The following is a 26,361-nucleotide window of genomic DNA, read 5'->3' on the forward strand; positions in this document are numbered from 1 at the left end:
CCCCCTATTGTTTATCCCATTCTTCAATATTCCATAGCACTCCAGATCCATGATGACCTAATGTACGGGTGGTAATGCCACTCACTTTTTTATTTACACCATATAAAGCATCTAAATAAACAAGAAAATTAAAGGCGGGATCTATCGCTAACTCTCTTTGGAACTGCTCATAAAATTTTGTTCGCTTCTCTTTATCCGGATTGATCCGCGCGTCTGTTAATAGCTGATCTACTTTTGAATTTTGGTAAGCAGTCAAATTATTAAGACCGTCACCAATTTGGCTGCTGTGGAAAATACGGTATGTGTGATCATCGGGATCAAATGGACTGCCCCAACCAATTACAAAAGCATCCACTTCATCAAGTTTTATCGCTGACCAGTCCAATGGTTTTAAAATAACTGAAACACCCAGCGGCTTCAATTGCTCTGCTACAACATTGGCAAGCGCCACTCGGACAGGATCACTTATCGGCGAAACCAAGTCAAACTCCAATCGTTTGCCATCTTTAACACGTACACCGTCGTTCCCTTTTTTCCAGCCTGCTTCGTCAAGTAATTTATTTGCTTTTTCAGGCTGATACGAATACATGTCTTTCTGTGGTGCATTGGCCCATGATTTTTGTAGCGGACCGTATGCTGGCTCTCCTTTATTAGCTAGCATGCCACTTACAATTGCATCACGATCAATTCCTAAATTCATTGCTTGGCGAATCCTTGCATCCTTGAATAAAGGATTTCGAAAATTATACATGACGGCCCGGTAATCTGCTGTTGAAATCGTCTTAACAGTAAAATTATCGTTTTCTTTCACACTTGCAAGTTGATTAGGTTCCATAAGTGCAAGATCTATTTCTCCAGTCTTTAATTGTAATGCACGTGTATTAGCGTCAGGTATCGGTTTAAAAACGACTTCATCAAGTTTTGGTTTCACGCCATAATAGGTGTCGCTGCGCTCGACTGTAATTGTATGATCATTGCTCCACTCTTTCAGTTTAAAAGGGCCGTTCCCAACTGGATTTTGGTTAAAATCCGTTGTGTTAATATCTTCACCTTGCAATACATGTTTTGGTACAATACCGACCTTCAGCTTGTCAAGTAAAGGCGGGAACGGGTTGCTTAAGGTGATTTGCACTTGATTTTCTTTAAGGACATCAACGGCCTTTATTTCATTGAAATCACCAGAAATCGGCGAATTTGTTTTTGGATCCCTTATTTTATCTAAGGTAAATTTCACATCTTCAGCTGTGACAGGCTTTCCATCTTGCCATTTTGCATCATCACGAAGAGTAAATGTGTAAATCAACTGATCGGGTGAGATCTCCCAATCCGTTGCCAAGTCAGCAACAATTTCATTTTTCTCTGTCGGTTTAGTAAGGCCCCGGAATATCAAGCTATCAAGCTCACTATGCTCTTCTTCATTTAAAACTGGATTCACTTGTTCAATTTCCGCCTCTATTCCATAGACGAGCTGTTTGGTTGCTTGATGAGATTTATCTGTAGGTTTTTCTGCCGATTTGTCCCCAACACATCCTGCTAATAACAGCATACTTGATACAAATGTTGATATAAGTACTGCTTTAGTTTTTTTGAATTGCATATTCTTTCTCCTCCATTTTGTTTTTGTCTTGTAATCGATCACTAGGATGCAAAGTGAGCATCGACGCTAATAAACTTTTCGTATAGACATTTATTGAAGAGACCAGCTCATTTGCATTTGCCTCTTCAACAATTCTCCCCTTTTCCATCACAAGAATACGGTGGCAAAGTGCCATTGCTGCTCGAATATCATGTGAGATAAAAAGTATAGCTGTTTTTTCCCTTTGATTTATTTCTTGTAATAACGATAGCATTCTTGCCTGAGAACTCATATCTAGACTGGCAAACGGCTCGTCTAAAATAAGTAGTTCTGGCTGTAGGAGAAGTGCCCTTGCAATGGCAACCCGCTGCTTCATTCCTCCTGATAGCTCATAAGGGTAAACGGAACGGATATTTTCATGCAGCCCGACGTTTTGCAACACTTCCTTAATTCTCTGCTGTTTGTTGTCGCTTTTCTCTTTCCAATAATCCAATCCTTCTCCAACAATCTTCTCTACATTCCAGCGAGGATCAAATGAAGAAAGCGGATCCTGATGTACCCATTGGACACCTTTACGAAAAGGAGGGGTACCGTGCCAGATTATTTTACCTTGCTCGTATAACTCTAATTGCAGTAATAAGCGGGAAAGGGTGCTTTTTCCACTACCACTCTCACCAATTAACCCAACAATCTCCCCTTTGTGAATAGGAAAGCTGACATCACTCACCGCTTGTACAGAATGTTTGCGAAACCATTTCTTTTTGAAATAAGCTTTCCCTACATGTTCTACTGTAAGAAGCGACTCACTGTCGGCTATATGAAGCTGTTCCTGTATATTGGTAAGCTCCCGGTGATGGTGCAGCAATTGCTTCGTGTGCTCATGAACTGGATGATCAAATAAATTCATTACTGGGGCAGTCTCAATAACCGTTCCATTTTTCATAACGACAACATAGTCTGCCATCTCTGCAACCACTCCAAGATCATGCGTGATAAAAAGAACGCTCCCGCCCGTGCGAGTGCTCCAATCCTTAATAAGACGAAGAACGTCTGCCTGAATACGCAAGTCTAATGCCGTAGTTGGTTCATCCGCAATTAACAACACTGGATCAAGTGCTAAAGCTAGTGCGAGCTGAACACGCTGTCTCATTCCCCCAGAAAGTTCAAACGGATACGATTCATAAACATTCTCTGCATTTTGCAGCTGCATATCCTGCAATAATTGAATGGCTCGCTCTTTTACTTCTTGCTTTGAAAGATTCGTATGGGCGGAAAACAACTCTCTAAAGTGCTGCCCAATCGTTCGCATGGCATCAAAAGTAGCATATGTATCTTGAAACACAAATCCCACTTGGGTTCCACGATAAAACTGCTGTTGCTTTTTACTCATAGTAAGCACATTTTCATGTAAAAATTCTATCTTGCCGGAAGAGATGGCGATTCCTTTTGGCAGTAAGTTAAGCATCGCTTTTGCTGTGATACTTTTTCCAGAACCACTTTCACCAATAATGGCGACAATCTCACCTGATGGCACAACAAATGAAACATTATCCAAAAGCTGCTGTTCCTTGTTTGACTGAAGACATACAGAAAGATTTTCAACTGTTAATACATGTTCCTTCATTATCTCCCTCCTTTCTTTAATTGTGGTAAAGCAAAGCGGTCCTGCAACACATCACCTAAATAGGTAACTGCCAGAACGGTACAAGTAATTAATATGCCGGGAAACAAGGCAATCCACCATGCGCCTGATAATAAATAACTTTGCGCTCCCATTAACATATTTCCCCATGATGGTTCATGAGGAGGTATGCCAATCCCTAAAAAGCTCAGAGTTGCCTCTGATAAAATGGCATGACTCACTCCACTAATGGACATCACAATAATCGTCGGTAAACATTGTGGCAGTAAATGCCGAGTTAACAGTTGAGATGATGAAGCTCCAACCACAACTGAAGCTTGGATGAATGTCTCTCCTTTTAAAGACAAGATTTCAGTTCGGATTAAACGGGCAATCGGCATCCAACTTGTCATGCCGATAATAACCACAACTGAAAGCAAGCTGGCGGGGATCAATACTTGAATACCAATCATAAGCAAGATACTTGGAATACTGATGAGTGCATCAAGTATTCTCATCATAATGCGATCAGCCACTCCACCCAAAAATCCACTGACAACCCCGAAGCCTGCGCCAATCACAAGTGCCATCATCATGGCCGCTGCTCCGACAGTGAGTGATACACGCCCCCCGTACAGTAAGCGTGTTAATACATCACGGCCAAGTTCATCCGTTCCAAATAAATGAACACTAGTTGGCGATTGCAAAGTTTTCGCTAATCCAATTGAAAGTGGATCATATGGTGTTAATACTGGTGCCAAAAAAGTCACCAAAAGCAAGAATAATAAATAACAAAGAAGAGCATTTACAAACCACTTTCTCTTTTCTCTCATCTGCCTTCCTCCTTCAACAGATGTTGCCGCATTCTCGGATCGATCCATGCACAAATGAGATCAACCACGAAGCTACCAAGAATAACGATACTCATACTCAGCAAGATGACAGCCATCAAAACGGGATAATCATGGGCAAGCGCCGATTTTAATGAAAGTCTCCCAAGACCTGGCCATGAAAACAACGTCTCTACTACAACGGATCCGGCGAGTGTAAGCGAAAGTGACATCCCCATAAAAGAAAGATAAGGAAGGGAAGCATTTGGAAATATGTGCTTCCAAAGAATCGTTTTCTCAGAAATACCACGTGCTTTAAGAGCCCAAACAAACTCTTTTTCCTGCGTGACAGCGACGTGGTTGCGCAATATGCGAATATAATAACCAATATGAGATAAGCCCAGAACAAAAGCTGGCATGATGAGATGCTTCAACCAATCCCCTATTCCTCCTTGACCCATACCGGCTGTTGGTAACATCCCTAAATAGACGGAGAAAAATAACATAAGCATTAAGGCAAACCAAAAAGATGGTATCGACATGAAAATAAAAGAAGCAACGGTGATCGCATGATCTAAAAATGAGTAGCGCCGGAGCCCAGTAATGACTCCCAAAAAAAGAGACAGGACTACTGTGACAACCGCAGACGCCACTATGAGGATAATAGTTGGTTCGATCGTATGAGCAATCATGGTTTTAACGTCTTCACCCGTCGTGTATGACCGCCCCCATTCTCCTTGTAGCACACCCATAAACCACTTGCCGTATTGTGTATATAACGGTTCATTCAATCCAAGATTTTCAGCAATACGGATTTTGTCAGCCTGACTCATTTTTTGGACCTGATCCCCATACATAGCGGCGGCAGGATCGCCTGGCAACACTCGAATAAATGCAAAACAGAGAATACTTCCAATAAGAAGCACCACTATCGCCTCACATAATCTTGAAACAATATACCTAGTCATAAGCCCTCCCTTTTTTTCTTATGCAACTCAAAGAGCGGACTGCTTTGTCTTGCATTCACAAAATTCATTACCAATTTTTTATAAAAGTAACACATTTTTAACAATACGTAACACGAATGTACCTGAGGGGCAAATTATTTTCTGAGAAGATTCCCCTATGTACTCTTTTATAATGCTATTCTTCTGTACTCTGATAATCGCTTGCCTTTTGATGTGTCTCAGAAAGAATACGAAAGAGACTAAAGCAAAAAACGCTATTACTCAAAAATTAAAGAAGGATTGGTGGTAGCCAGATATACTATCGAAAAAATTTCATTAAATAACCTCATCTTAAATTCTAGTAGCTAACTGCTGTATTTTCACTTCTATCTTTTCTGTCTGTCATCCTCAATTCATATGACTACTATGCCATCGTACTTTTCAGCAAAACATATAGCTAATTTGGCCTTTTTAGATATTCATGTTTGCATCCAATCTTTTGTTCTGAATTAGTAAAGAGACTTCCCTGATGCCAAAGAGTTCATTCTGGGTAACACGATTATTTCGATTTGTAACACGGACATACACATGGAATGGAATTTTAAAACGACCAATACTTATACTATAATCCTTATACCCATTATGCAAGTTTTATGACAGCCTTTTTTAAAAAATATTCTACAATATCATCTGGTAGTGTGTAAATTACTTAACAATCTAATCATTGCTAATTCAGGTGATACTAATTTTTCAATATGTAAACCAAGCGACAGTATGGAAAAATTGGATTTTTTAATTATGACAGGCCAACCATATAACTTATTCTCAAAATAATAGGGATGAACACAATTGAATATAGCGAAAAAAAGCAAACGAAAGTATCTTTATACTCAACGTGGGTAAAGATGGTAGAAGAAAAAGCGAAATCATAAATGGAGGATTATCAAATCATGTATGATGTTGTCATTATCGGTGGAGGTCCATGCGGCTTAGCTACCGGTCTTGCCCTACAAGAAAAAGGGATCAGTTATGTAATTATTGAAAAAGAAGCGATTGTGAATTCAATCGTTAATTGTCCATTGGATATGCGCTTCTACAGTACTTCAGATCGTCTAGAAATAGGTAATATCCCCTTCCTATCTCAAGAAGTACGACCGACACGAACAGAGTTGTTAAAATATTATCGCCTCGTTACAGAACGACAAGCTATTAATATTAAATGCTATCAACAGGTTCATCGTGTTTCGAAAGATACAGATTCTTTTACTATACATACCGTTGATCGCAAGGGAACAAATAGTTCTTATCAAGCCCGTATGATTGTTATGGCTACCGGAATCTTTGATCACCCGAAAAGAATCGGTGTTAAAGGAGAAAACATGTCGAAGGTTATGCATTATTACAAAGAAGGCCATTCCTTTCACGGCCAAGACGTAACCGTAGTTGGGGGGAAAAACTCTGCTGTCGAAGCAGCGATTGACCTTTATCGCAACGGGGCACGTGTCACACTTGTCCATCGTGGAGACACTGTTTACAAAGGAATTAAACCATCTTTACTTTTAGATATCCGAAATTTTGTTGAAAAAGAAAAAATAAAATTTTATCCTAATTCTAGCATTGAGGAGATCAATGAAACAACAGTTTGCTTACATACTCAAGAAGGTACAGTCACGCTTCCGAATGACTATGTATTCTCACTGGTTGGATATCAACCAGATACAACAATGCTTCAAAACATGGGGATTACAATTGATTCTCAGACATTAGTACCTACCTTTAATCCAGACACTTATGAAACAAACGTTAATAACATCTTTCTTGCAGGCGTTGTAACTGGCGGCACTACAAATCGTGTTTATATTGAAGATGGGCGTTTCCATGGATTGAAAATTGCAGCGGAAATTGAACGGCGTCTAAAATAGCATCGTTTACGAAGGGAATAAAACAAATGAGCACCGCAACTTCTTCGATTCATGCGAAATAAATTTATAGTTTTTTTCTTTTCATTCTAAGTACATAAAAAAGCCAGATTATCCATAAGATAATCTGGTTACATCGCTTTTACCCGATTATGTTTCTTCACCCATATCGCAGCAGCGATAATAAAGACTAGCAAAATCGCTTGTGGGATGATCGTTTCAAATGTAGGATAAATACCTATCGATTGAATAAATACAAATGACTTGATAGGATTTGTAGGTATGACATTCGAGATTTGTAATGCATGAATGCTAACACCAAGAATTTTAAAAGCAAAGAAATAAATGAGCAATGTAGCGATGATAAAGAACAGACGAATGGGTATTTTGACACTATAACGAATGATGATATATCCAATTACAATTAATAGGAGTAAAGCAGAAACGATTCCTAGAAGTAACTGGCTCATGCTCATTTCTGGTGCCATTCCGGCATAAAAAATGATGGTTTCTGCCCCTTCTCTGAAAATTGATAGAAAGCTAATGAGGCTAAAAGAGAATAGGCTCCCCGTTGCAATGGCTTGTTTCATTTGTCGATCCAGATACTGATTCCAATTTCGGATGTTCGTCTTGTTGTGTAACCATGCTCCTACCGTTAGCATCATTAGTACGGCGACAATCCCTGTAATTCCTTCAATATATTCACGACTTGAAGCAGCGGTTATTTTTGAAAAAATAATATTAATGATGATCGCTATAATTCCGCTTGCTAAAACCCCAGCTGCTACGCCTCCCCAAACCCACTTTTGTTTATTTGCTTGATTTGTAGTCTTAAGGAATGCCACTAAAGTTGCAATGATTAAAAGCGCTTCAAGGCCTTCTCTTAATAAAATAAGCGCTGCATCCCATGCTGAGTAACTAGTATTTTCCATAACCAAACCAATTCGATCAATAAGGTCATTCGTCATCGATTCAGCCTTATTTGTATCAATCTCTTTGGAACTAATTATACTAATAATCATTGGAACATTCATTTCAATGTCATTGTACAACTGGTTATTCTTTGTTCGTACTTCTCCTTCAATCATGGGCCATATCGTTAAAAACTCGTTGAGATCCGAAATGGCTCCGTTAAATTCCTGATCTTGAATTTTTTTTTCGGCACTGCTTAATAAATGTAAGCCATCATTCAACTTATACGTATCCGTTGACTTTTTTTGAACATTTCCACTTAGAAAATTGCTTATCGCCATCTTTAAATCACTCAATGCCGACAAGGCTTTTTGCTGATTCGGAGGATCTTGTGTGATCGCAATCCGCAAAAATGCTGACTGCTTTTCGATTTCTCCATAAGAGACGACACTCTCATTTCGAACAATGAGCTCATTGGAATTCCATTCAAAAAGGAAAGCTTTATACTCCTCTTTCGCTTTGGTAAAATTGCCTGTTTCAACGGTTTTCCGCATGTTTTCCACTATTGGAAGTAGCTGTTTTACCTTCTCTTTTTCCTTCTCATTGTTTACTGGATTTTGTTCCGTATCATATTCTTGAACAGCTTTTGATAAATCAGAAAGTGCCTGGTTCACCGCTTGCTGATCTTTATGTTTTAAAGTGGAATTTACTGTAGTCAATTGGGTATCAACTTTTTCCGCAAATATACTATCCGACTTTTTAATAGAATTCCACTCTTGCTCAAATTGTTTCATAGAATCACGAACAGACTCCCATTTGGCATCCTTAGTATCCATTAAGGCATCACCAATAGAGATAAATAACTCATCATGATTTTCTGCCGCTAAAATCGATGGTGTTTTTACAAAACTGAGCAATACGATAAATAGTAAGATCCAGCATTTCTGAAAAGTTACCGATCGCATAGACATTCCTTCTTCCATGGACATTTTATTCTAGAATAACGTTTCCCCTATGAAACCGCCTAATGAGGTTCCTGGTAAACAAGCAAAAATCGCACTTCCTTTGTGGACAGTGTATTCATTTAATTTATCCATTTTCGCGAGGCGTTGCTGCATAGGAATGAATTGTTTACTAGGCTCGCGTTGAAAACAAATAAATAGTAATCCTGCATCAAAGCTTCCTGTTTTCGCATCCATTCCATTTGTATAAGAATAAGGGCGTCGAAGAATCACTTGCTTTCCATCACCTTTTGCTAGCCGCACATGGGCGTTTTCTGGAATCATAAGTTTTCCACTCTGATCCTTTAATTCAAGATCCACGGGATCCATTTCTAAATTCTGACCTAATGGTGCCCCACTATCTCGATAGCGTCCGAAAGTTTCCTCTTGGTCCTTTAAAGTCGAGCGATCCCATACTTCAATATACATTTGAATTCTTCTTATAATTAAGTAGGATCCACCTTCAAGCCAATTCGGTCCGTCATTGGGTTGAACCCAAATATCCTTATTCATTTCTTGTTTATCCTGTACATTAGGATTTACGATTCCATCTTTAAAGCCAAATAAATTACGTGGCGTTTCTTGTTTTGGATCGGATTGCTTTGATCGTTGAAACCCTTCTTGTGCCCAACGAATCGTTGCCTTTCCTCTTGCAATGCGAACTAAATTTCGCACAGCGTGAAAAGCAACCTGTGGATCATCGGCACATGCTTGGATACATAAATCCCCACCGGTCCAATCTTTTTCCAAAGAGTCAAATGAAAATTTTGGTAAATCAACTAATTCCTTTGGCTGTTTATGTTTCAGACCAAAGCGATCCTTTCCATCCAAAACAAACAGACTAGGGCCTACTCCAAAAGTGACTGTTAATTTCGCAGGTGAAAGACCCATCACTTCTCCCGTATCTTTCGGTGGCATGTAATGATTCGGAGATAGTTCTCCAACTGGATTTCCAGCTGTCATCAGCGCAACCGCTTCTGTCCATTCCTTAAATAGATGCTTTACCTCTTCTTTCTTCGTAGTTATGACGTCCATGGAAACGAAATATACATTATTCTGCGCTTCTGTTATAATCCCAGCTTGATGTTTCCCATAAAAAGGAACAGTTTCATTTTTATCAGCTTTTCCAGTCTCAGATGGCGCTTGTTTCGTCATAGCAAAGACACCACCAAGACTAGAAGCTCCAAGTAGGACCCCAAGGCCACCTATGCCTGTATATTTTAATACATTTCTACGTGTCACTTGCTTATCCAAAAATGCGGGTTCCTTATCTTGTTTCTTGGATGAATCGGACAATTTTATCCCTCCATAACAATTCCCAGTTGTGATAATGGTTCAGCTAAAGCATCAATCGCTTGGCTTAACTCTTTAATCTCAGAATCCTGTAATTCTGTGTAAAGAATATATTTATCATCTTTTTTATGTTTTTCAAGTAATTGATTGACTTGGTTAAAATGTTCGCCAATTTTTTCCGAAAGGGCTTGATCCTTTTTTTCTAAGGCAGGTTGTAATAATTCATAGATTTTCTCGGCACCTTGGACATTAGCAGCAAAGTCGTATAAATCAGTATGTGAATAGCGATCTTCTTCACCAGTAACTTTTGAAGTAGATACTTCATTTAATAAATCCACAGCACCTGTAATTAGCACATCTGGGGTTACTTCAACCGTTTCCACTTTTGCACGAAGCAGCTTTGTATCCTTCAACAATTGATCGGCGTATTCTTCATAACCTTTTGTTGTGTTTTCTTCCCACAAACCCTTTTCGATTCGATGATAACCGGTCCATTCTTCTTCCGGAACATCGCCTTCACGTGCATCGATTTTCGGATCGAGATCTCCAAATACTTCGGCAATCGGTTCTGAACGTTCATAATACATACGGGCTGTTGGATACAATTCTTTCGCTTTTTCAATATCTCCACTTTTTACTGCATTGGTAAACTCTTCTGTTGCTTTAACAAACTGACTGATTTCACCTATTGCAAAGTCTCGATAAGCCTTTGTTACATCTTCTAGATCGGCGGCTGGAGCAGCAGTTTCTTTTGGTTTTGTATCTTTCTTTGGAGATTGTTCATTCGCTGAACAACCAAATAAAAGACTCGTAGATATTAATAAAACGGAAGATAATCCAAACATTCTCATAAACTATAATTCCCCTTTTTATTTGTATTGAAAACCATTCTCACTATATTATACAACGGCGTTACTCATTTTCAACTTTTTTTGATAATTACCATAACTTTTATAAAGATATACAAAACAAATATGGCGTTAAAACGCCACCATTTACCATGAAGGATTCATCCTGTAGCACGCTACACTCGCCTAATCACAATGGTGGCGGTGCGGAGTTGGGTTTTGGGTGACTTTCTATAATAAAAAAGTATATCCGCTAAGAAGATTAGCTATATTATAAGGTTGCGGAGCCCCGCCCCATGTCCTTCATACAAAACAAATATGGCGTTAAAACGCCACCATTTATCATGAAGGATTCATCCTGTAGCACGCTACACTCGCCTAATCACAATGGTGGCGGTGCGGAGTTGGGTTTTGGGTGACTTTCTATAATAAAAAAGTATATCCGCTAAGAAGATTGGCTATATTATAAGGTTGCGGAGCCCCGCCCCATGTCCTTCATAGAAAAACCACAATTGCATTTATTACTCACGATGCAGTATAACCTTCTTCATATCCCGCCTATATCTTTTTTGATTTTTTCATATGTATCTACCTTCTGTACTTTGCTGCCAAAACAATATGGTAGTTACAATATCATGTTGTGTATACTAAAAATGAATTTATTTTTTGACATAAAAATTCCTCCTAGTGTTTGAATATTGGTTAGCGAACCATATTTATTCGAACACCTAGGAGGATTTTTTTGTTATATCGCAATCAACGATCCTGAACTATAGAACTAATTCACGCTTTATTATTCTAATCCACCATGAATCATATCTAAATTCCATTTCATCATTTTCAGGTAACTATCGCCATCTTCACCTGGTTTTCCCGTTGAATCGGTAAAAACCTTACCTTTAATCTTAACTCCGGTTTCGTCTGAAAGACTTTCCATGCTTCGTGGATCAACACTTGTTTCAACAAATAATCCAGGCACTTTCTTCTCTTTCACAATATCAACGATCCGTTTCATTTGATCTGGTGTTCCTTGGTTTTCCGTATTGATTTCCCAAATATATTGAGCGTCAAGTCCATAAGCAGCTGAAAAATATTTGAACGCCCCTTCACTTGTCACTAAAACACGACGATTTTTTGGAATATCAGAAAATCGACTAACTGCATCATCATGTAGCTTTTGTAACTCGCTAATATAATTTTCAGCATTTTTTTCATAGGACTCTTTATTATCGGGGTCTTTTTTTATTAAAACATCACGTGCATTTTCAGCATATTTAATCCCGTTTTCTATATTTAGCCAAGCATGAGGATCTTGTTCTGATTCCTTTCCTTTAGAAGTTAAATATTGTGGTTCAACTCCCTTGCTTAATACATATACAGGTGCATCTTTCCCATTCTTATCTGTTGTTTCTAGCAGTCGATCAAACCAACCATTTCCTGTTTCTAAGTTCAGCCCATTAGAAAATACGATATCAGCATCCGCTGTTTTTTGAACATCTCTTGGTAATGGATCATACTCATGCGGATCCGTTCCAACAGGCACAATACTGTAAATGTCGATTTTGTCACCACCGACATTTTTGACAATATCGTAAAGAATAGAGTAAGTCGTTACTACTTTTAATTTATCATCCTTCTCTTTTGTGGATGTGTTCGCTTTAGGTGAGCATCCACTGATTACAAATAGTGCAACTAAAAATAATAACCCGATTTTTTTCATTACGTTCTCCTCCTTTAACTTTTTATTATCCCTTAAGGGAATTATCTCGAAGTGCAGATTTCACCTTTCTTGCTCTAATTGTTCTAAAAAGCACACCTTGTTTAGGTGAGAATAAAAATGCCAAAGCAAAGAGAAATGTGCTTACCAAGACGATTGCCGCTCCAGAAGCTACGTTATAAATAAGACTTAAAAATAAACCGAAAATTGCTGATAATGCTCCGAATGATGCTGACATGAAAATCATGACCGATAAGCGATTTGTCAGTAAATAGGCTGTTGCGGCAGGTGTAATTAACATCGCAACGACGAGAATGACTCCAACCGTTTGCAATGAAGCGACTGTTACCAACGTTAATAATGTCATTAAGAAATAGTGGATTAAACGATTCGGTAGTCCATACGCAGCCGACATGGTTGGATCGAAAGAACTTACAAGCAATTCCTTATAGAAAGCATAAACTGCTGTGAGAATGATAATCCCAATCACTAATGTGATCCACATATCAGAAGAACGGACGGCCAGCACGTTACCAAATAATATATGATATAAATCGGTCGAGCTTTTGACCAATGAAATAAGAATAATCCCAATTGCAAAAAATGCGGTGAAAATAATCCCAATTGCAGCATCATTTTTGATCCGGCTATTCTGACTGACATAACCGATTCCTACGGCAGTTAGTACCCCAGTTAACACGGCTCCAAAGAAAAAATTTATCCCTAACATGTAAGAAATAGCGACCCCAGGTAACACGGCATGTGAAATAGCATCCCCCATCAGGGCCATCCCTCTTAGAATGATAAAACAGCCAATCACACCACATATAATCCCGACCATTACCGAAGTTAATAAGGCTTTTTGCAAAAACGTATATTCCAATAATGCATGTATAAACTCCATTACACTGTCACCTCATTTTGTTTCATAAATGTAAGTTGTGATTCATAAGCCTTCATCATAATTTCAGGACGAAATACCTCTCTAACTGGACCTACCTCAATAAGCTCCTTATTTAATAAAATTAATTCATCAAAATAAGTGCTTGCTTTACTTAAATCATGATGGACTACAAACACGGACTTTCCCTCGTCACGTAATTCTTTTAATATTCTCACGATCGTTTCCTCACTTGTTATATCAATCCCCACAAATGGCTCATCAAGGCAAAATAAATCGGCTTTCTGCGCTAACGCTCTCGCAAGGAAAACACGTTGCTGCTGTCCACCTGAAAGCTCACCAATTTGACGCTGACTAAATTTCTCCATCCCAACCTTTTCTAAACAGTGGTATGCCCATTCTCTATGTTTCTTTTTTGGACGGCGAAATACACCTAAACTTGGGTAAGTTCCAAGTAGTACCGTATCAATCACTGATATTGGGAAGGTCCAATCCATATCACTTCTTTGTGGTACGTAAGCAATTTTTTTCCGCATCTCATTAAGGGACTTACCAAATATTTCAATTACACCTTGATCTTTTGGAATAAGTTCCAGCAAAGATTTAAGCAAAGTTGACTTCCCCGCTCCATTTGGTCCGATAATACCAACCAATTTTCCTTTTTCAATGGTGAAGTTTATATCATGTAAAGCTTCATTCCCATGATAGGAAACAAATAAATTTTGAACAGACATTGCATATGTCATTTTTTAGACAACTCCCCACTTCATAATATTCTATATCATATCTTTCCTATACTCATAGATTATAGCTAAAGTTATTTTTTTAACCCAAGCATAAATATTTAATATTAAAACAAATTTGTTTCCCTAAGGAAACATTTATACTAATTATACTATTACGCTCTTGTCATTTTGTAAACAATAATTTGACAATTTCAAAAAAAAGATTATATTATGCCATCTCGTTTTTACTCTAAACTCGTACTTAAGGGTATTGGATAACCATTTTTCAACAAAAAGACGGAATGATTCATAAGGAATTATTAACAGTTCACATTATAAAAGCGGATGTTTCTGAAAAGGGGGTTTACTTTATTCACAGATTGATCTTGAGTCAGCCACTTTTTCGTTGCTAAATTCAAAAGCTAATGAGGAAGCCTTGAGGTAGGGGTGCTACCTCCCATTAATACGGGATAAAAACTAATTTTATGGCATTGGTTTCATATGTATTGATACTTCATTCTTTTTTTAAAGTCGATAAAGTCCATTAAAAATAAATTTCCAAAAGATTGAATGAAAATGATAGTTATTATCAATACTATAAAAAAGAAAAGGATGTCCTATATAGATCCTCCCCATGCAACTACGACAAACAATTTACTGTAGTGGATAAACTGTTTGTTGTGTGCTAGGCTCGACCCATTAGGACATCCTTCTAAACATTAATTAAACTTCAGGTACAAATGTTTTGCAATCCGTTTCTTCACTATTGGATGCTTCTTTCCCTTTGTGACTTACAACATAAATCGATTCGGCTTTACATTGGTTTCCAGAACTCCAATGCTGACAATTATTTACCTCACATAGAACATCTTGAGCCATAGTATCACACCCCCTCCTTTACTATCATTAACAAAATCGAAAAAGTTAATACTCCATTTATAACGATGTTTAAAGGGACCAACAACTCCTGCATTTTGTATAAATTCTGATGGGAGGGAGGGATCTCCATAAAAAAGGGAATTACCGTAATTAGCAATTCCTTGAATCAAATAAATAAGCATTGCCACAGACAATGCCCCTATAAATATCAACACATATTTTATCAATTTACAAACTATTTAAAATTCACTCTTAAATTGAGCATTTTCCCTGTCAAATCTAAAAAAATCTTAAAATATGTAAATGTAGATTTACACCTCTACGGCATCTAAATACATCTTTAATTTCGCTTGAAGCTCACTTGATTGTATTAGTTTGTTTGTATAATTCAGAAAGGTTGTTTCGTCTCCTACATCGAGCGCTTCATTTATCTTAAATTGCAAATAATTTATATGTAGGTCTAAATCCAAAACAGATAAGATTTGTTCTTTCATAAAATACATCTCTAAATCATCATGTGCCATAAAGAACATATTTTTGTTATTGATACTAACTAAAAAATACCACCCTCTCATCGTAAATTTGCGCTCATTCGTGACTTCGATTATATCTCCTTCATTTAATATTAATATTTCTGCATGTTCACCACCCGGACAAAAACAGTCAATTTGATGTTCAAACGTTTTTAATGCGATAAAATGTTGAAGCATTTTCTTCTCTCCTTTTAATTCCAAAATGTTGAATTAAATCTCGATTCTGAATGTATCCAAAAATATTACTAGGTCTGCTCCTTTTAAAATGATTAATGTAGAAATTTCGCATTTGTACGATCAATCTCATTAGCACTGTTGCGACTGTCTTGACATTTAAGAATAAAAGAACAACTTTTGCACTCTGTCAATGAGTTTGTTTTTGTATAATCATTTGGATGTTGCAGTAGTTTTTTCATATTTTTTAGATACTGGTTTCCTTGCGCAACACTGTTAATGGTCGGTGAATAGGTATAGCTTTTGCCCTCTAATAATGTAATAATTTCAACCCTTTCAGGAAGCTTTCCAAATGCTTCATTTGAAACTACAACCACAAGATGGTTATATAATTGGATCAGTTCCGCATCTGCTTCCAATAGGAATTTCTTTATCGTAAATGAATGTGAGGACCATTCCGCTAATTCAAAAGTTAATGAAAGTTGAGTTTCCAGTTCCTCATTATAGATATTCATTTTCTGATACAAAAATATCGGTGGTTCCTGCTTTTTCTTCACAGTTAAAAATTGAAGCAAATGATTAGTTGTCTTTGCTAAAACCGTGTAATAATGTACCTTCGACTCGAATAACTGTGGACTCACGTTTTTCCAATATTTATCGATTAATTTAAATACATGTAATTGGTTTTGTGAATCTTGTGAAAGTTGATAAAAGTTCTGTACTACCTGATTAATGATAAATTGGACAACCTGTCTCCATTTTACCTGACTAGAATTTAACGATAAAACATGCTGGTAATAAAATTTATAAGGACATTTTATAAACGACTCTAAGTAATAATCTGTCATCGTTTTCACAGAGACGATAGGCTGCCTTCTTGTCACTTAATTAATCCTCCCTTTTTTGATCAATTCGGGTTTGTAATGATGTAACAAAGTTCTTCCCAAACGTTCGGCAGGCTTCTTCTTCCTTCTCCGGTGTTAATTCAACTTTTAACCCATGAGGATGCACCTCTGCTCCTCGCTCTTTAAGTTTTTCCATTAAGATATCTACTGCTGCACCATATTGTGGATAGGCTGAATCACAAGAACCGAATACAGCTGCTTTTTTTCCTGTTAAATCAACGTTCTCCATTTCATCATAAAAATCTAAAAAATCATCAGGCAATTCGCCGTCTCCCCATGTATAAGCTCCTAACAAAATCCCATCATAATCTTCTAATACACTCGCTTCCAACCCGTTTATAACATCTATTACTTCTAGGTCCTCCCCTACCTCTCGCACACCTTCAGCAATGGCGTCTGCCATCATTTCTGTATTACCACTCATGCTTGCAAAAACTAGAACTATCTTTACCATTTATTTCTCCTCCAAGGTATTGAAATTCATTCTCAATAAAATGGAAAAATAAAACAACACTACACCTTGGCGCTTTATAGATCAATAACTAAAACACTTATCAGTAATAAGGTGGGAACTGTTTTTATATGTGTTTATATACCCATGTTAAATTGATAATGATTATCATTATCATATTAAGTGATAGGAATCACCATTGTCAAGTGATGAAGGTATTAAAAATTAGTGGGGGTCGCCAATATTTTTCGGAATTCTGTACACTCTGTTCATTCCAACATAAAAAGCCGATTCTTATATAGAATCGACTTTTAGAACAGCCCTATCGAGGTATTATATCAAGAAATTGAACACGACAAACAGAGAAAAAAATTAATTCATTTTCCCTTGTTTGCAGTATTGCTTTTCGTAAGCAATGGGGACCTATAAAATTATTTGTTGAATGTATCCTCTTGCGTTAAGCAACTATGCTATTTCCGCCTTCACAGTTTGGGGCTTTCACCTTAAAGGCTGCACCCATGCTAAGCACACAAATAAAGCATAAACTTCCCAAACGGAAAATTTATGCTTTATGTTATATAATCGTATTTAGCCACCAACAATATGTATTTGGTGGAGACGGTGGGAATCGAACCCACGTCCAGACATAACGGCACTTAAGCTTCTACGAGTGTAGTCGACATATTATTGATTCGCTTACTCATTTGCCTATCGACAGGCGGCAGAGCAGCTAGTCTGATTGGTCTCTTCCTTCATCCTCAGACGGTGGAATCCGGCGTAGCCCACTTAGAGTGAGTCCCTTACCCTACCACATGGGCCATGGAGGGAGGAACCGCTATCGACTGTTATTAAGCAGCGAAAGCGAAGTTGTTGTTTTGTTTGCCAGTTATAGGCGTTGACGTTTTAACGAGGCCGATCCCCTCGACTCGCAACCTAAGCTCGAACTATCCCTGTCGAATCCGTAGCGTCCCCAAGTATAAGAATGGAGCGTACGAGAGATGAATCGTCAGCTTATTTGCTGATATTCAGTTGTCATCATCGGTACAAGATTTATTATAGCATATTCCACAAAAAAATCAATTGTAAGGTTCTGTAAAGACCTACATCTTTTGCCGGTCTCTAAATGCACGTTCAATGTCTCGTTTCGCTTCTTTCCTTTTCAAATCTTCACGCTTATCATATTGCTTCTTCCCTTTACCAAGTCCAATTAAAACTTTGGCAAAACCATTTTTCAAATATACTTTCAAAGGAACGATTGTGTACCCTGTTTCCTTCGTTTCTCCGATTAGCTTATTAATTTCTTTACGATGAAGGAGCAGCTTTCTCGTACGGAGCGGATCATGGTTATACCGATTGCCCTGCTCATACGGACTGACGTGCATATTGTGTAAATAGAGCTCTCCTCTTTCAATTTTCGCAAAGGAATCTTTAAGATTCGCCTTGCCAGCACGGATGGATTTAATTTCTGTTCCTTGCAGCACGATTCCCGCTTCAAATGTTTCTTCTATAAAATAGTCATGATAGGCTTTTTTGTTTTGTGCTAATTGCTTTCCTGTGCCTTTTGGCATCTTGATCTCCCCTTCAGAAAACTAGTCCGTGTCCCAAAAGCGGCTGACCTTGCACTCCATACACAGTCTTTAGTGTTATTCAACTGACATGTATGGTTGCAAGCTCTGACCGTTTTTGGGACAGCTTCCCTGTATTTTATCTCTTTTTCGGTTTCTTCTTCCGTTTAGCAGCCGGAGCGTTTTCGAAGAATTTTTTCTTCTTTTTCGGTTTGCGTGCAGATCCAGATCCTTCATCGCTCGTTGAACTGCGTTTTCTGCCGCCGCCTTGACTACTACCTCTACGGTTTCCACCTTTACTGTCGTCTTGATGATCCCCTTTACGACGTCTGCTGGTACCTGCATTAGCTTTAAAAATTTTCTTTTCTCCAGATATTCGCGGACGGCTATTAATCATTCCAAGAATTTCAAAGTCTACCGCACGTTCATCTTTATTCACATTCGCCACACGAATCGAGATTTCGTCGCCGATTCGATAAACTTTCGCTTTCCGTTCCCCAATCATCGCCAGCTGTCTTTCATCGAAGCGATAGTAATCATCTGACATCGCGCTTACATGAACGAGGCCTTCAATTGTATTCGGAAGCTCAACAAACATACCAAAATTCGTTACAGAACTGATAATTCCTTCAAATTCTTCGCCAATTTTATCGAGCATGAATTCTGCCTTTTTCAAATCATCTGTTTCACGTTCCGCATCTACTGCACGGCGCTCGCGTTTTGACGTATGGTCAGCAATTTCACCAAGCTGTGCATCCCATTTCGCTTGTGTTGCATCATCCATTTTCCCATCAATTAAATAAGTCCGTATGAGTCGATGGACAATTAAATCTGGGTAACGTCGAATCGGCGATGTAAAATGTGTATAGAATTCTGTAGAAAGCCCAAAATGTCCTAGGCTATCTGGGTCATATTTTGCTTGTTGCATCGATCTTAGCATGACGGTTGATATAACCATCTCTTCAGGCTTGCCTTGTACTTCTTCAATAATCGATTGTAGTGCTCTTGGATGGACCGAATTCGCACTTCCTCGAACAATATACCCGAAGTTTGTAATAAATTCAAAGAATCGTTGTAGCTTTTCTTCCTTAGGATCTTCATGGATCCGATAAATGAATGGAACTTTAAGCCAATGGAAATGCTCAGCTACCGTTTCGTTTGCAGCTAGCATAAATTCTTCAATCAGGCGCTCTGCAACAGACCGCTCGCGAACGACAACATCATTCGGATGTCCATCTTCATCAACGAGAACTCTAGCTTCTTTAAAGTCAAAATCAATTGCGCCACGTTCCATCCGTTTTTTACGCAAAATCGCAGCCAATTTTTCCATATTTTGAAACATTGGAACGAGCGGTTCATAGCGTTCCATTAATTCTTCATCTTGATCGACAAGGATTTTTCTTACATCATCATATGTCATTCGCTCGGTTGTTTTAATCACACTTTCAAAGATCTCGTGATTAACAACCTGACCTGCTTCATTGATTTCCATTTCGCATGATAGTGTGAAACGGTCTACTTTCGGATTCAAGGAACAAATGCCGTTTGACAAACGATGGGGAATCATCGGAATCACACGGTCTACTAAATAAACACTCGTCCCTCTTTCAAATGCTTCACGGTCAAGTGGTGAATTCTCTGTTACATAATGGCTAACATCCGCAATATGTACACCAAGCTTATAATGGCCATTCTCAAGCTGTGTCAACGTAACAGCATCGTCCAAGTCTTTGGCATCGGCTCCGTCAATCGTGACTAGTGTCTCATTTCGTAAATCACGACGATTACCTATTTCGCTTTCGTCAATGGCATCAGGCACGGCATGGGCTTGTTCCAAGACATCCTTAGGAAATTCAAGCGGTAATCCGTGCTTGTGAATAATGGATAGAATATCAACACCTGGATCATTTTTATGTCCAAGTATTTGAATAACTTCTCCTTCAGCACTCGTTCTACCTTCAGGGTACGATGTTAAGCGAACAACGACCTTATGACCTTCCACCGCACCGCCAGAAACATTTTTAGGAATAAAAATGTCATTAGCAATTTTCTTATCATCAGGAATAACAAAGCCAAAGTTCTTGCTTTCTGAATACGTCCCGACAACTTCCTGAATGCCCCGTTCGATAATTTTTTCAACAGTACCTTCTTTTCTAGATCCAGAACTTTCTGTTGCGACTCTTACTAAAACAATATCGCCATGCATCGCGTTTTTCGTTTCATTTGGTGGAATGAAAATATCATCGCTTCCAGGTTCATCCGGTGTAACGAACGCAAAACCTTTCGCATGTCCAGATAATTTCCCACGGATTAAATTCATTTTCTGCGGCAAACCATAACGGTTGGCACGAGTGCGGATGACAAGCCCTTTTTCCTCCATTTTCACAAGTGCTTTAACAAAGTTTTTGAAGTCAGCTGAATCTTCAATAGCTAGTGCCTCTTCTAATTCCTGTACTGTTAAAGGCTTGTATGCTTCTTCTTTCATATAAGAAAGAAGTTTATCCATATAATCACGGATTTGATCTTCCATCATGATCCCTCCTTAGCAGGGTAATTTATTATGAATATGTCTTTTTCTGTGGAAAAGGGGCGGGGCTTCGCAAAATCAGCTCCGCACCACCCCCTTTATAAGGTGATACAGTTTTTAGAACCTGAACCTTTTTCATCGGTTTAGTTTTAGAGCGAACGCTCATGGATGTTTTTAATAGTTATTCAGACCAATCTAAGCTTTCTAAAAACTGATATACATCTTCATGAAGCTGTTCCTTCTCTTTATCAAATGTAATGATATGACCAGATTCTTCATACCATTTCAGTTCCTTTTTATCTGATTCCACTTCATTATAAATAATATTGGCACTATCTGTATTGATCATCTTATCATGTCTACCTTGAACGACGAATGTTGGAGCATACACATGATCGACATGATTCCGAACATCTGCCATAAGCCCACGTAATGCTTCTAGCGTATTCATCGGCGTCTTCGCAAACTGTTCCATTTCCATTTCAATTTGTTCAGGCGTTTTTCCTTCATGTTTTTTAAACTCTTTTGCATATGCCAAAACACCCTGATACATCTTTTCTTCACTCTTTAAATACATAGGTGCACACATCGTTACTATACCCTTTACAGGTACAGTGTAACCTAATTTCAGTGAAAATACCCCTCCTAAGGATAGGCCGGCAACAGCGATTTCATCATGGCCTTTAGCTTTTAGATAATCATATCCCATCATTACGTCTTTCCACCAATCAGAGGGACCTGTTGAAACAAGTTCTTCTGGTGGGACACCATGTCCTTTATAATGAGGAGCATGGCTTGTATAACCCCGTTTTTCTAAATAGCGACCTAGCATTCGCACATCTGAAGAATTCCCTGTAAAACCGTGTAATAAAAGTACAGCACGCTTTCCACCTTCAAACGTAAATGGCTGAGGTAACTTCATTTTCATTGTATAAAACTCCTTTATTCTTAATCAGTACACGTCATTTTAGTTTAATCAATCGATTGATTAACATGTAGATAGAACGAGAAAAACTCCATTTATCCTCATATGTATTACCCTTTTATCTCTTTAACTAATCGTTCGATTAACTAGTCCTGTTAGAGGTTGTTCAAAAAGTCCGGTAAAAAAGCTTGCGAATTGCATCAAAGCTCTGTTCCTCCGGTCCTCGATTTTCTTGGCTCTTTTTATCCTCCTTTTTGAACACGCACTATTAAATATTAAAACAAAAAAAACAAATTCAAGCTATCCGAAAGACTCTAATTGGGTAGTATAAGAGTGTAAAGTAAAATTATGCTCATTTTTATTCCTGTAGAAAAAAATACCATTGTTTTATTCCGTAAAAAAAGCCTGGCCATTAAGCCAGACGATTTCTGAAATCTTGAATTATAATCCAACGTACGTAACCGCTAGTGTTAAAATAAAGAATAACACAGCTAGCACAATTGTTAATCGATGCAAGACTAAATCTAGACCTCGAGCCTTTTGTTTCCCAAACAATTGTTCAGCACCACCGGCAATCGCACCAGATAATCCAGCACTTTTTCCTGATTGAAGAAGAACACTTGCAATCAAACCTATTGAAACAATAATTAAAAGTGTTACTAATACGGTATGCAACATGAATTATACCTCCCGAAACAATTAAGCATTACTTTTACTTTACCATATTGTCAGCTTCTCCACAATAAACGATTAGATAAAGTGAAACTTTAATCAGTGGGGGCTTTCCACTGATTGTTAGTCCCGTTTTGCTGGCAGTTGTCCCCCACCTAAGCTTCTTCGATTCCTCTAAACCTTGAGGTTGGGGTTCTTACTGCCAGTTAATGCCGGAGAAAACGACTAGTATACCAATATTTAACGAGATGAGGGGATTCAATGTTTCATAAATTTATCCGACTATTAGATATAATCGCTCTTTTCTTTTCTATTATAGCTGTGTATGCCATCTTTAACTCAGTTAGTATGAATATCGTGAATATCCTATTTATCGTGATCTCCCCCACTCTACTTCTTCTTTCAAAATTCAAGGGAAATCGGACCTTATTATTTTTCGCCTATGTTTGCAGTTCAATCTTTTTCTTATCTATTTTGTATAATAGCTTTTTCACTACTCAATATGACTTTTTTCATTCCGGTCTCCTTGCTGTCGGTATTAGTTTATTAGCCATTATCTTTAGTACCATAGCTGCTTTCATTGGTTTTGGGACAAGCACTTTAACAATTGTTTGGCTTACACTGCACGGTCTGGTTGCTTATGAAGCCCTTCAATTAGGTGACTCAAGTGGCTTTTTAGACTCTTTCTGGTCACCGAAAACGATTGAAACGGCCATTTCGAAGGATTATGCATTCCTGCTCATGTTTGTATGGATTGGGTTATTTCTTGACAAATACCAGAGAGCGATCGTCCGCGAATACATTTCTAGATAATAACAGATAATTTTTATTTTATTTCAAGCAATTTTATGTTATATAAGTATAATGACCAGTTAAATTGGAGGCTTTAAATATGTCAAAAATCGGCATGACTACCATGCTTTTATCAGCATTTTTACTCGTTACTAGTGGATGTTCACATGATAACCATTCTATGGTTAAAGAACCTATAACAGAAAAAGATAAGCCAGTTCAAACAGAAAGATCTAATACTTCTTCAATCGAAGGCACTACAGGTGCCAATCAGAATCCAGTTGTACCCGCTACCGTTATGAAACCTAATGAAATTCCTGTATTAGTGAATAAAGAGAATATTCTTCCCGATAACTATAAGCCGTCTGACTTAGTATACCCAGATGTTAGATTCACTTTTACCGAAAAAATTGAGAAGCGAATGATGAGAAAAGAAGCGGCTGCTGCACTTGAGTTATTATTCCAAGCTGCCGACGAACAAGGTGTACCACTTGCAGGCGTATCCGCTTATCGCTCTCAGAAAACACAAACAAGCCTATTCAATCATTATGTTGAGAAAGATGGACTAGAAGCGGCTTTGCTTTATAGTGCTACCCCTGGAACGAGTGAACATCAAACAGGACTAGCTATTGATGTCACATCTTCAGATGGATCCTGTGCAGCAGAAGATTGCTTTGGCGAAACAGACCAAGCCCAGTGGCTGATTGACAACGCACCAACCTATGGATTTATCATCCGCTATGAAGAAGGCAAAGAATCCATCACAGGTTACAAGTATGAACCATGGCATCTCCGTTATGTTGGCAAAAAATTAGCGCAAGAATTAACCGATCGAGGCATAACATTAGAAGAGTATTATCAAGCTAGTTTGGCTGCTAAATAATAAGGAGACCGCTACACAAAGAGTTAAGCTACTTGCTCAAGACACAAATATTTAATCTCAATTCAAACCCGCTTACGCATTGTTACTGATGTGCAAGCGGGTTTTTGAATTCTTGAGCGCTAACGAAAAGTAGAAGCTTCCTGTACACGCTATATTAAGATTTCGATCTGAAATTGAGATTATGCGAGAATGAGCTCTTTTCGTTACGAATCGTGATTTATGCTCCACAGAAATCTAATTTAATATGTCCATTATCTTGACAAAGTATCAGATCGAACATTTTTCGAGCTGGATCTGAATTTTGTGCGCAAGATTTTAAATTTACGTGCCAGTTTTACCTCTATTCGCGCCAAAATGAGAAGCAATCGCGCCAGTTTTGCCTCTATTCGCGCCGCATTCGAGATTTTCGGTAAATATGAAAAAAATCCTGCTTCTCGTCAGAAGCAGGATCTTTTCAATTCAAGCGATTATTTTTTCAAGTTATAGAAAGATTTAATTCCAGCGTATACAGCTAATTCGCCAAGTTCGTCTTCGATACGAAGAAGTTGGTTGTATTTCGCGATACGGTCTGTACGTGACATAGAACCAGTTTTGATTTGACCAGCGTTTGTTGCAACAGCGATGTCAGCGATTGTTGCGTCTTCTGTTTCACCAGAACGGTGAGAAACAACAGCTGTGTAGCCTGCGCGTTTTGCCATTTCGATTGCATCAAATGTTTCAGTTAATGTACCGATTTGGTTTACTTTGATTAGGATTGAGTTAGAGATTCCTTTTTCAATTCCTTCAGCAAGCTTCTTCGTGTTTGTAACGAACAAGTCATCCCCAACTAATTGAACTCTTCCACCAATGCGGTCAGTCAATAGTTTGTGACCTTCCCAGTCATTTTCGTCTAATCCGTCTTCGATCGAAAGAATTGGGAATTCGTTAACTAGCTCTTCGTAGAAATTAACCATTTCTTCAGAAGTTAAGCCAGTACGGCCTTCGCCAACAAGATCGTATTTGCCTGTTTCTTTGTTATAGAACTCAGAAGAAGCAACGTCCATTCCAAGGTAAATATCATCGCCAGCTTTATAGCCTGCTTTTTCGATTGCTTCAATAATCACTTCAAGTGCTTCACGGTTTGAACCAAGGTTTGGAGCAAATCCACCTTCATCACCAACCGCTGTATTCAAGCCTTTAGCAGAAAGAACTGATTTCAATGCATGGAAGACTTCTGCACCCATACGGATTGCTTCTTTGAATGTTGGTGCTCCAACAGGAAGAATCATGAATTCTTGGAAGTCAACGTTGTTATCTGCATGAGAACCACCGTTAATGATGTTCATCATTGGAGTTGGCAATTGTTTCGCATTGAAACCACCAAGGTAACGGTATAAAGAAAGTCCTACAGATTCTGCTGCTGCATGAGCCGCTGCCATAGAAACACCAAGAATCGCATTCGCTCCTAGTTTCCCTTTGTTTTCTGTTCCGTCTAATTCGATCATTGCACGGTCAATTCCAGCTTGGTCAGTTACGTCAAAACCGATAATTGCTTCAGCGATAATGTTGTTTACGTTATCTACTGCGTTTTGAACACCTTTTCCAAGGTAACGAGATTTGTCTCCGTCACGAAGTTCTACAGCTTCGTGCTCACCAGTTGATGCTCCAGATGGAACAATAGCTCGTCCGAAAAATCCAGATTCCGTCATAATTTCTACTTCTACTGTTGGGTTTCCACGTGAGTCAAGTACTTCGCGTCCGTATACGTGTTGAATGAATGGCATAA

Annotated in this window: 22 protein-coding genes and 1 other RNA gene; 3 read left to right on the forward strand and 20 right to left on the reverse strand. The window is 38.3% G+C overall.

What is annotated here, in order from left to right:
• Nucleotides 1-4 precede the first annotated feature (4 nt).
• From AC625_RS21310 to AC625_RS21325, 4 genes are read right to left on the reverse strand one after another with little or no spacing between them, the layout of a single operon-like run.
• A complete protein-coding gene (locus AC625_RS21310; protein WP_049683098.1) occupies nt 5-1,597 on the reverse strand; it encodes an ABC transporter substrate-binding protein in 1,593 nt (530 codons plus the stop codon).
• Complete coding sequence (gene nikE / locus AC625_RS21315) at nt 1,578-3,200, reverse strand: nickel ABC transporter ATP-binding protein NikE (protein WP_049683099.1); 1,623 nt, start codon at nt 3,198-3,200, stop codon at nt 1,578-1,580. The genes AC625_RS21310 and nikE overlap by 20 nt, the downstream gene beginning before the upstream one ends.
• Nucleotides 3,200-4,030 (reverse strand): ABC transporter permease, encoded by an 831-nt coding sequence (locus tag AC625_RS21320; protein ID WP_049683100.1) that lies wholly within the window; start codon nt 4,028-4,030, stop codon nt 3,200-3,202. Before AC625_RS21320 ends, nikE begins: the two co-directional genes overlap by 1 nt.
• Nucleotides 4,027-4,995, reverse strand: a complete 969-nt coding sequence (locus AC625_RS21325; RefSeq protein ID WP_049683101.1) for an ABC transporter permease — start codon at nt 4,993-4,995, stop codon at nt 4,027-4,029. The genes AC625_RS21320 and AC625_RS21325 overlap by 4 nt, the downstream gene beginning before the upstream one ends.
• Before the next feature lie 929 nt (nt 4,996-5,924).
• On the opposite strand from AC625_RS21325, the gene AC625_RS21330 reads away from it, so the two are divergent.
• Nucleotides 5,925-6,896, forward strand: a complete 972-nt coding sequence (locus tag AC625_RS21330; protein WP_049683102.1) for a YpdA family putative bacillithiol disulfide reductase — start codon at nt 5,925-5,927, stop codon at nt 6,894-6,896.
• A 128-nt stretch (nt 6,897-7,024) separates the two neighbouring features.
• Here the strand turns inward: AC625_RS21330 and AC625_RS21335 are convergent, their stop codons facing one another.
• The 15 genes from AC625_RS21335 to secG form a co-directional block, all read right to left on the reverse strand.
• The gene (locus AC625_RS21335) at nt 7,025-8,770 is read right to left on the reverse strand and encodes an FTR1 family iron permease (RefSeq protein ID WP_049683861.1); all 1,746 of its coding nucleotides are present in this window, start codon (nt 8,768-8,770) and stop codon (nt 7,025-7,027) included.
• A 30-nt stretch (nt 8,771-8,800) separates the two neighbouring features.
• A complete protein-coding gene (gene efeB / locus AC625_RS21340) occupies nt 8,801-10,102 on the reverse strand; it encodes an iron uptake transporter deferrochelatase/peroxidase subunit (protein WP_049683103.1) in 1,302 nt (433 codons plus the stop codon).
• Nucleotides 10,103-10,104: 2 nt separating this feature from the next.
• Nucleotides 10,105-10,950, reverse strand: coding sequence for an iron uptake system protein EfeO (gene efeO, locus AC625_RS21345; protein WP_049683104.1), 846 nt, complete (start codon nt 10,948-10,950; stop codon nt 10,105-10,107).
• A gap of 790 nt (nt 10,951-11,740) precedes the next feature.
• On the reverse strand, nt 11,741-12,667 hold the full coding sequence (locus AC625_RS21350; RefSeq protein WP_049683105.1) for a metal ABC transporter substrate-binding protein: 927 nt from the start codon (nt 12,665-12,667) through the stop codon (nt 11,741-11,743).
• 25 nt (nt 12,668-12,692) lie between these two features.
• Nucleotides 12,693-13,568 carry a metal ABC transporter permease gene (locus AC625_RS21355; protein ID WP_049683106.1) on the reverse strand — a complete coding sequence of 292 codons (876 nt, stop codon included), beginning with the start codon at nt 13,566-13,568 and terminating at the stop codon, nt 12,693-12,695.
• A complete protein-coding gene (locus AC625_RS21360) occupies nt 13,568-14,311 on the reverse strand; it encodes a metal ABC transporter ATP-binding protein (RefSeq protein WP_049683107.1) in 744 nt (247 codons plus the stop codon). The genes AC625_RS21355 and AC625_RS21360 overlap by 1 nt, the downstream gene beginning before the upstream one ends.
• Before the next feature lie 702 nt (nt 14,312-15,013).
• Nucleotides 15,014-15,169, reverse strand: a complete 156-nt coding sequence (locus tag AC625_RS26170; RefSeq protein ID WP_082191195.1) for a DUF1540 domain-containing protein — start codon at nt 15,167-15,169, stop codon at nt 15,014-15,016.
• A gap of 311 nt (nt 15,170-15,480) precedes the next feature.
• Nucleotides 15,481-15,879, reverse strand: coding sequence for an IDEAL domain-containing protein (locus tag AC625_RS21370; protein ID WP_049683109.1), 399 nt, complete (start codon nt 15,877-15,879; stop codon nt 15,481-15,483).
• A gap of 92 nt (nt 15,880-15,971) precedes the next feature.
• Nucleotides 15,972-16,760 carry a hypothetical protein gene (locus AC625_RS21375; protein WP_049683110.1) on the reverse strand — a complete coding sequence of 263 codons (789 nt, stop codon included), beginning with the start codon at nt 16,758-16,760 and terminating at the stop codon, nt 15,972-15,974.
• A gap of 4 nt (nt 16,761-16,764) precedes the next feature.
• The gene (locus AC625_RS21380; RefSeq protein ID WP_049683111.1) at nt 16,765-17,235 is read right to left on the reverse strand and encodes a flavodoxin; all 471 of its coding nucleotides are present in this window, start codon (nt 17,233-17,235) and stop codon (nt 16,765-16,767) included.
• Nucleotides 17,236-17,842: 607 nt separating this feature from the next.
• Nucleotides 17,843-18,204, reverse strand: a transfer-messenger RNA (tmRNA) gene (gene ssrA, locus AC625_RS26175).
• Between the two features lie 128 nt (nt 18,205-18,332).
• Complete coding sequence (gene smpB, locus AC625_RS21385; protein ID WP_049683112.1) at nt 18,333-18,800, reverse strand: SsrA-binding protein SmpB; 468 nt, start codon at nt 18,798-18,800, stop codon at nt 18,333-18,335.
• Between the two features lie 136 nt (nt 18,801-18,936).
• A complete protein-coding gene (gene rnr / locus AC625_RS21390) occupies nt 18,937-21,327 on the reverse strand; it encodes a ribonuclease R (protein ID WP_049683113.1) in 2,391 nt (796 codons plus the stop codon).
• 178 nt (nt 21,328-21,505) lie between these two features.
• Complete coding sequence (locus tag AC625_RS21395) at nt 21,506-22,252, reverse strand: alpha/beta hydrolase (protein WP_049683114.1); 747 nt, start codon at nt 22,250-22,252, stop codon at nt 21,506-21,508.
• Between the two features lie 438 nt (nt 22,253-22,690).
• Entirely contained in the window at nt 22,691-22,924 is a 234-nt protein-coding gene (gene secG, locus AC625_RS21400) for a preprotein translocase subunit SecG (RefSeq protein ID WP_049683862.1), read from the reverse strand.
• Nucleotides 22,925-23,182: 258 nt separating this feature from the next.
• On the opposite strand from secG, the gene AC625_RS21405 reads away from it, so the two are divergent.
• Nucleotides 23,183-23,734 (forward strand): hypothetical protein, encoded by a 552-nt coding sequence (locus AC625_RS21405; RefSeq protein ID WP_049683115.1) that lies wholly within the window; start codon nt 23,183-23,185, stop codon nt 23,732-23,734.
• 79 nt (nt 23,735-23,813) lie between these two features.
• A complete protein-coding gene (locus AC625_RS21410; protein WP_082191196.1) occupies nt 23,814-24,596 on the forward strand; it encodes a M15 family metallopeptidase in 783 nt (260 codons plus the stop codon).
• A gap of 467 nt (nt 24,597-25,063) precedes the next feature.
• On the opposite strand, the gene eno is transcribed toward AC625_RS21410, so the two are convergent.
• A complete protein-coding gene (gene eno / locus AC625_RS21415; RefSeq protein WP_049683117.1) occupies nt 25,064-26,359 on the reverse strand; it encodes a phosphopyruvate hydratase in 1,296 nt (431 codons plus the stop codon).
• Nucleotides 26,360-26,361: the final 2 nt, after the last annotated feature.

The organism is Peribacillus loiseleuriae (assembly GCF_001183985.1).
Taxonomy (GTDB): domain Bacteria; phylum Bacillota; class Bacilli; order Bacillales; family DSM-1321; genus Peribacillus; species Peribacillus loiseleuriae.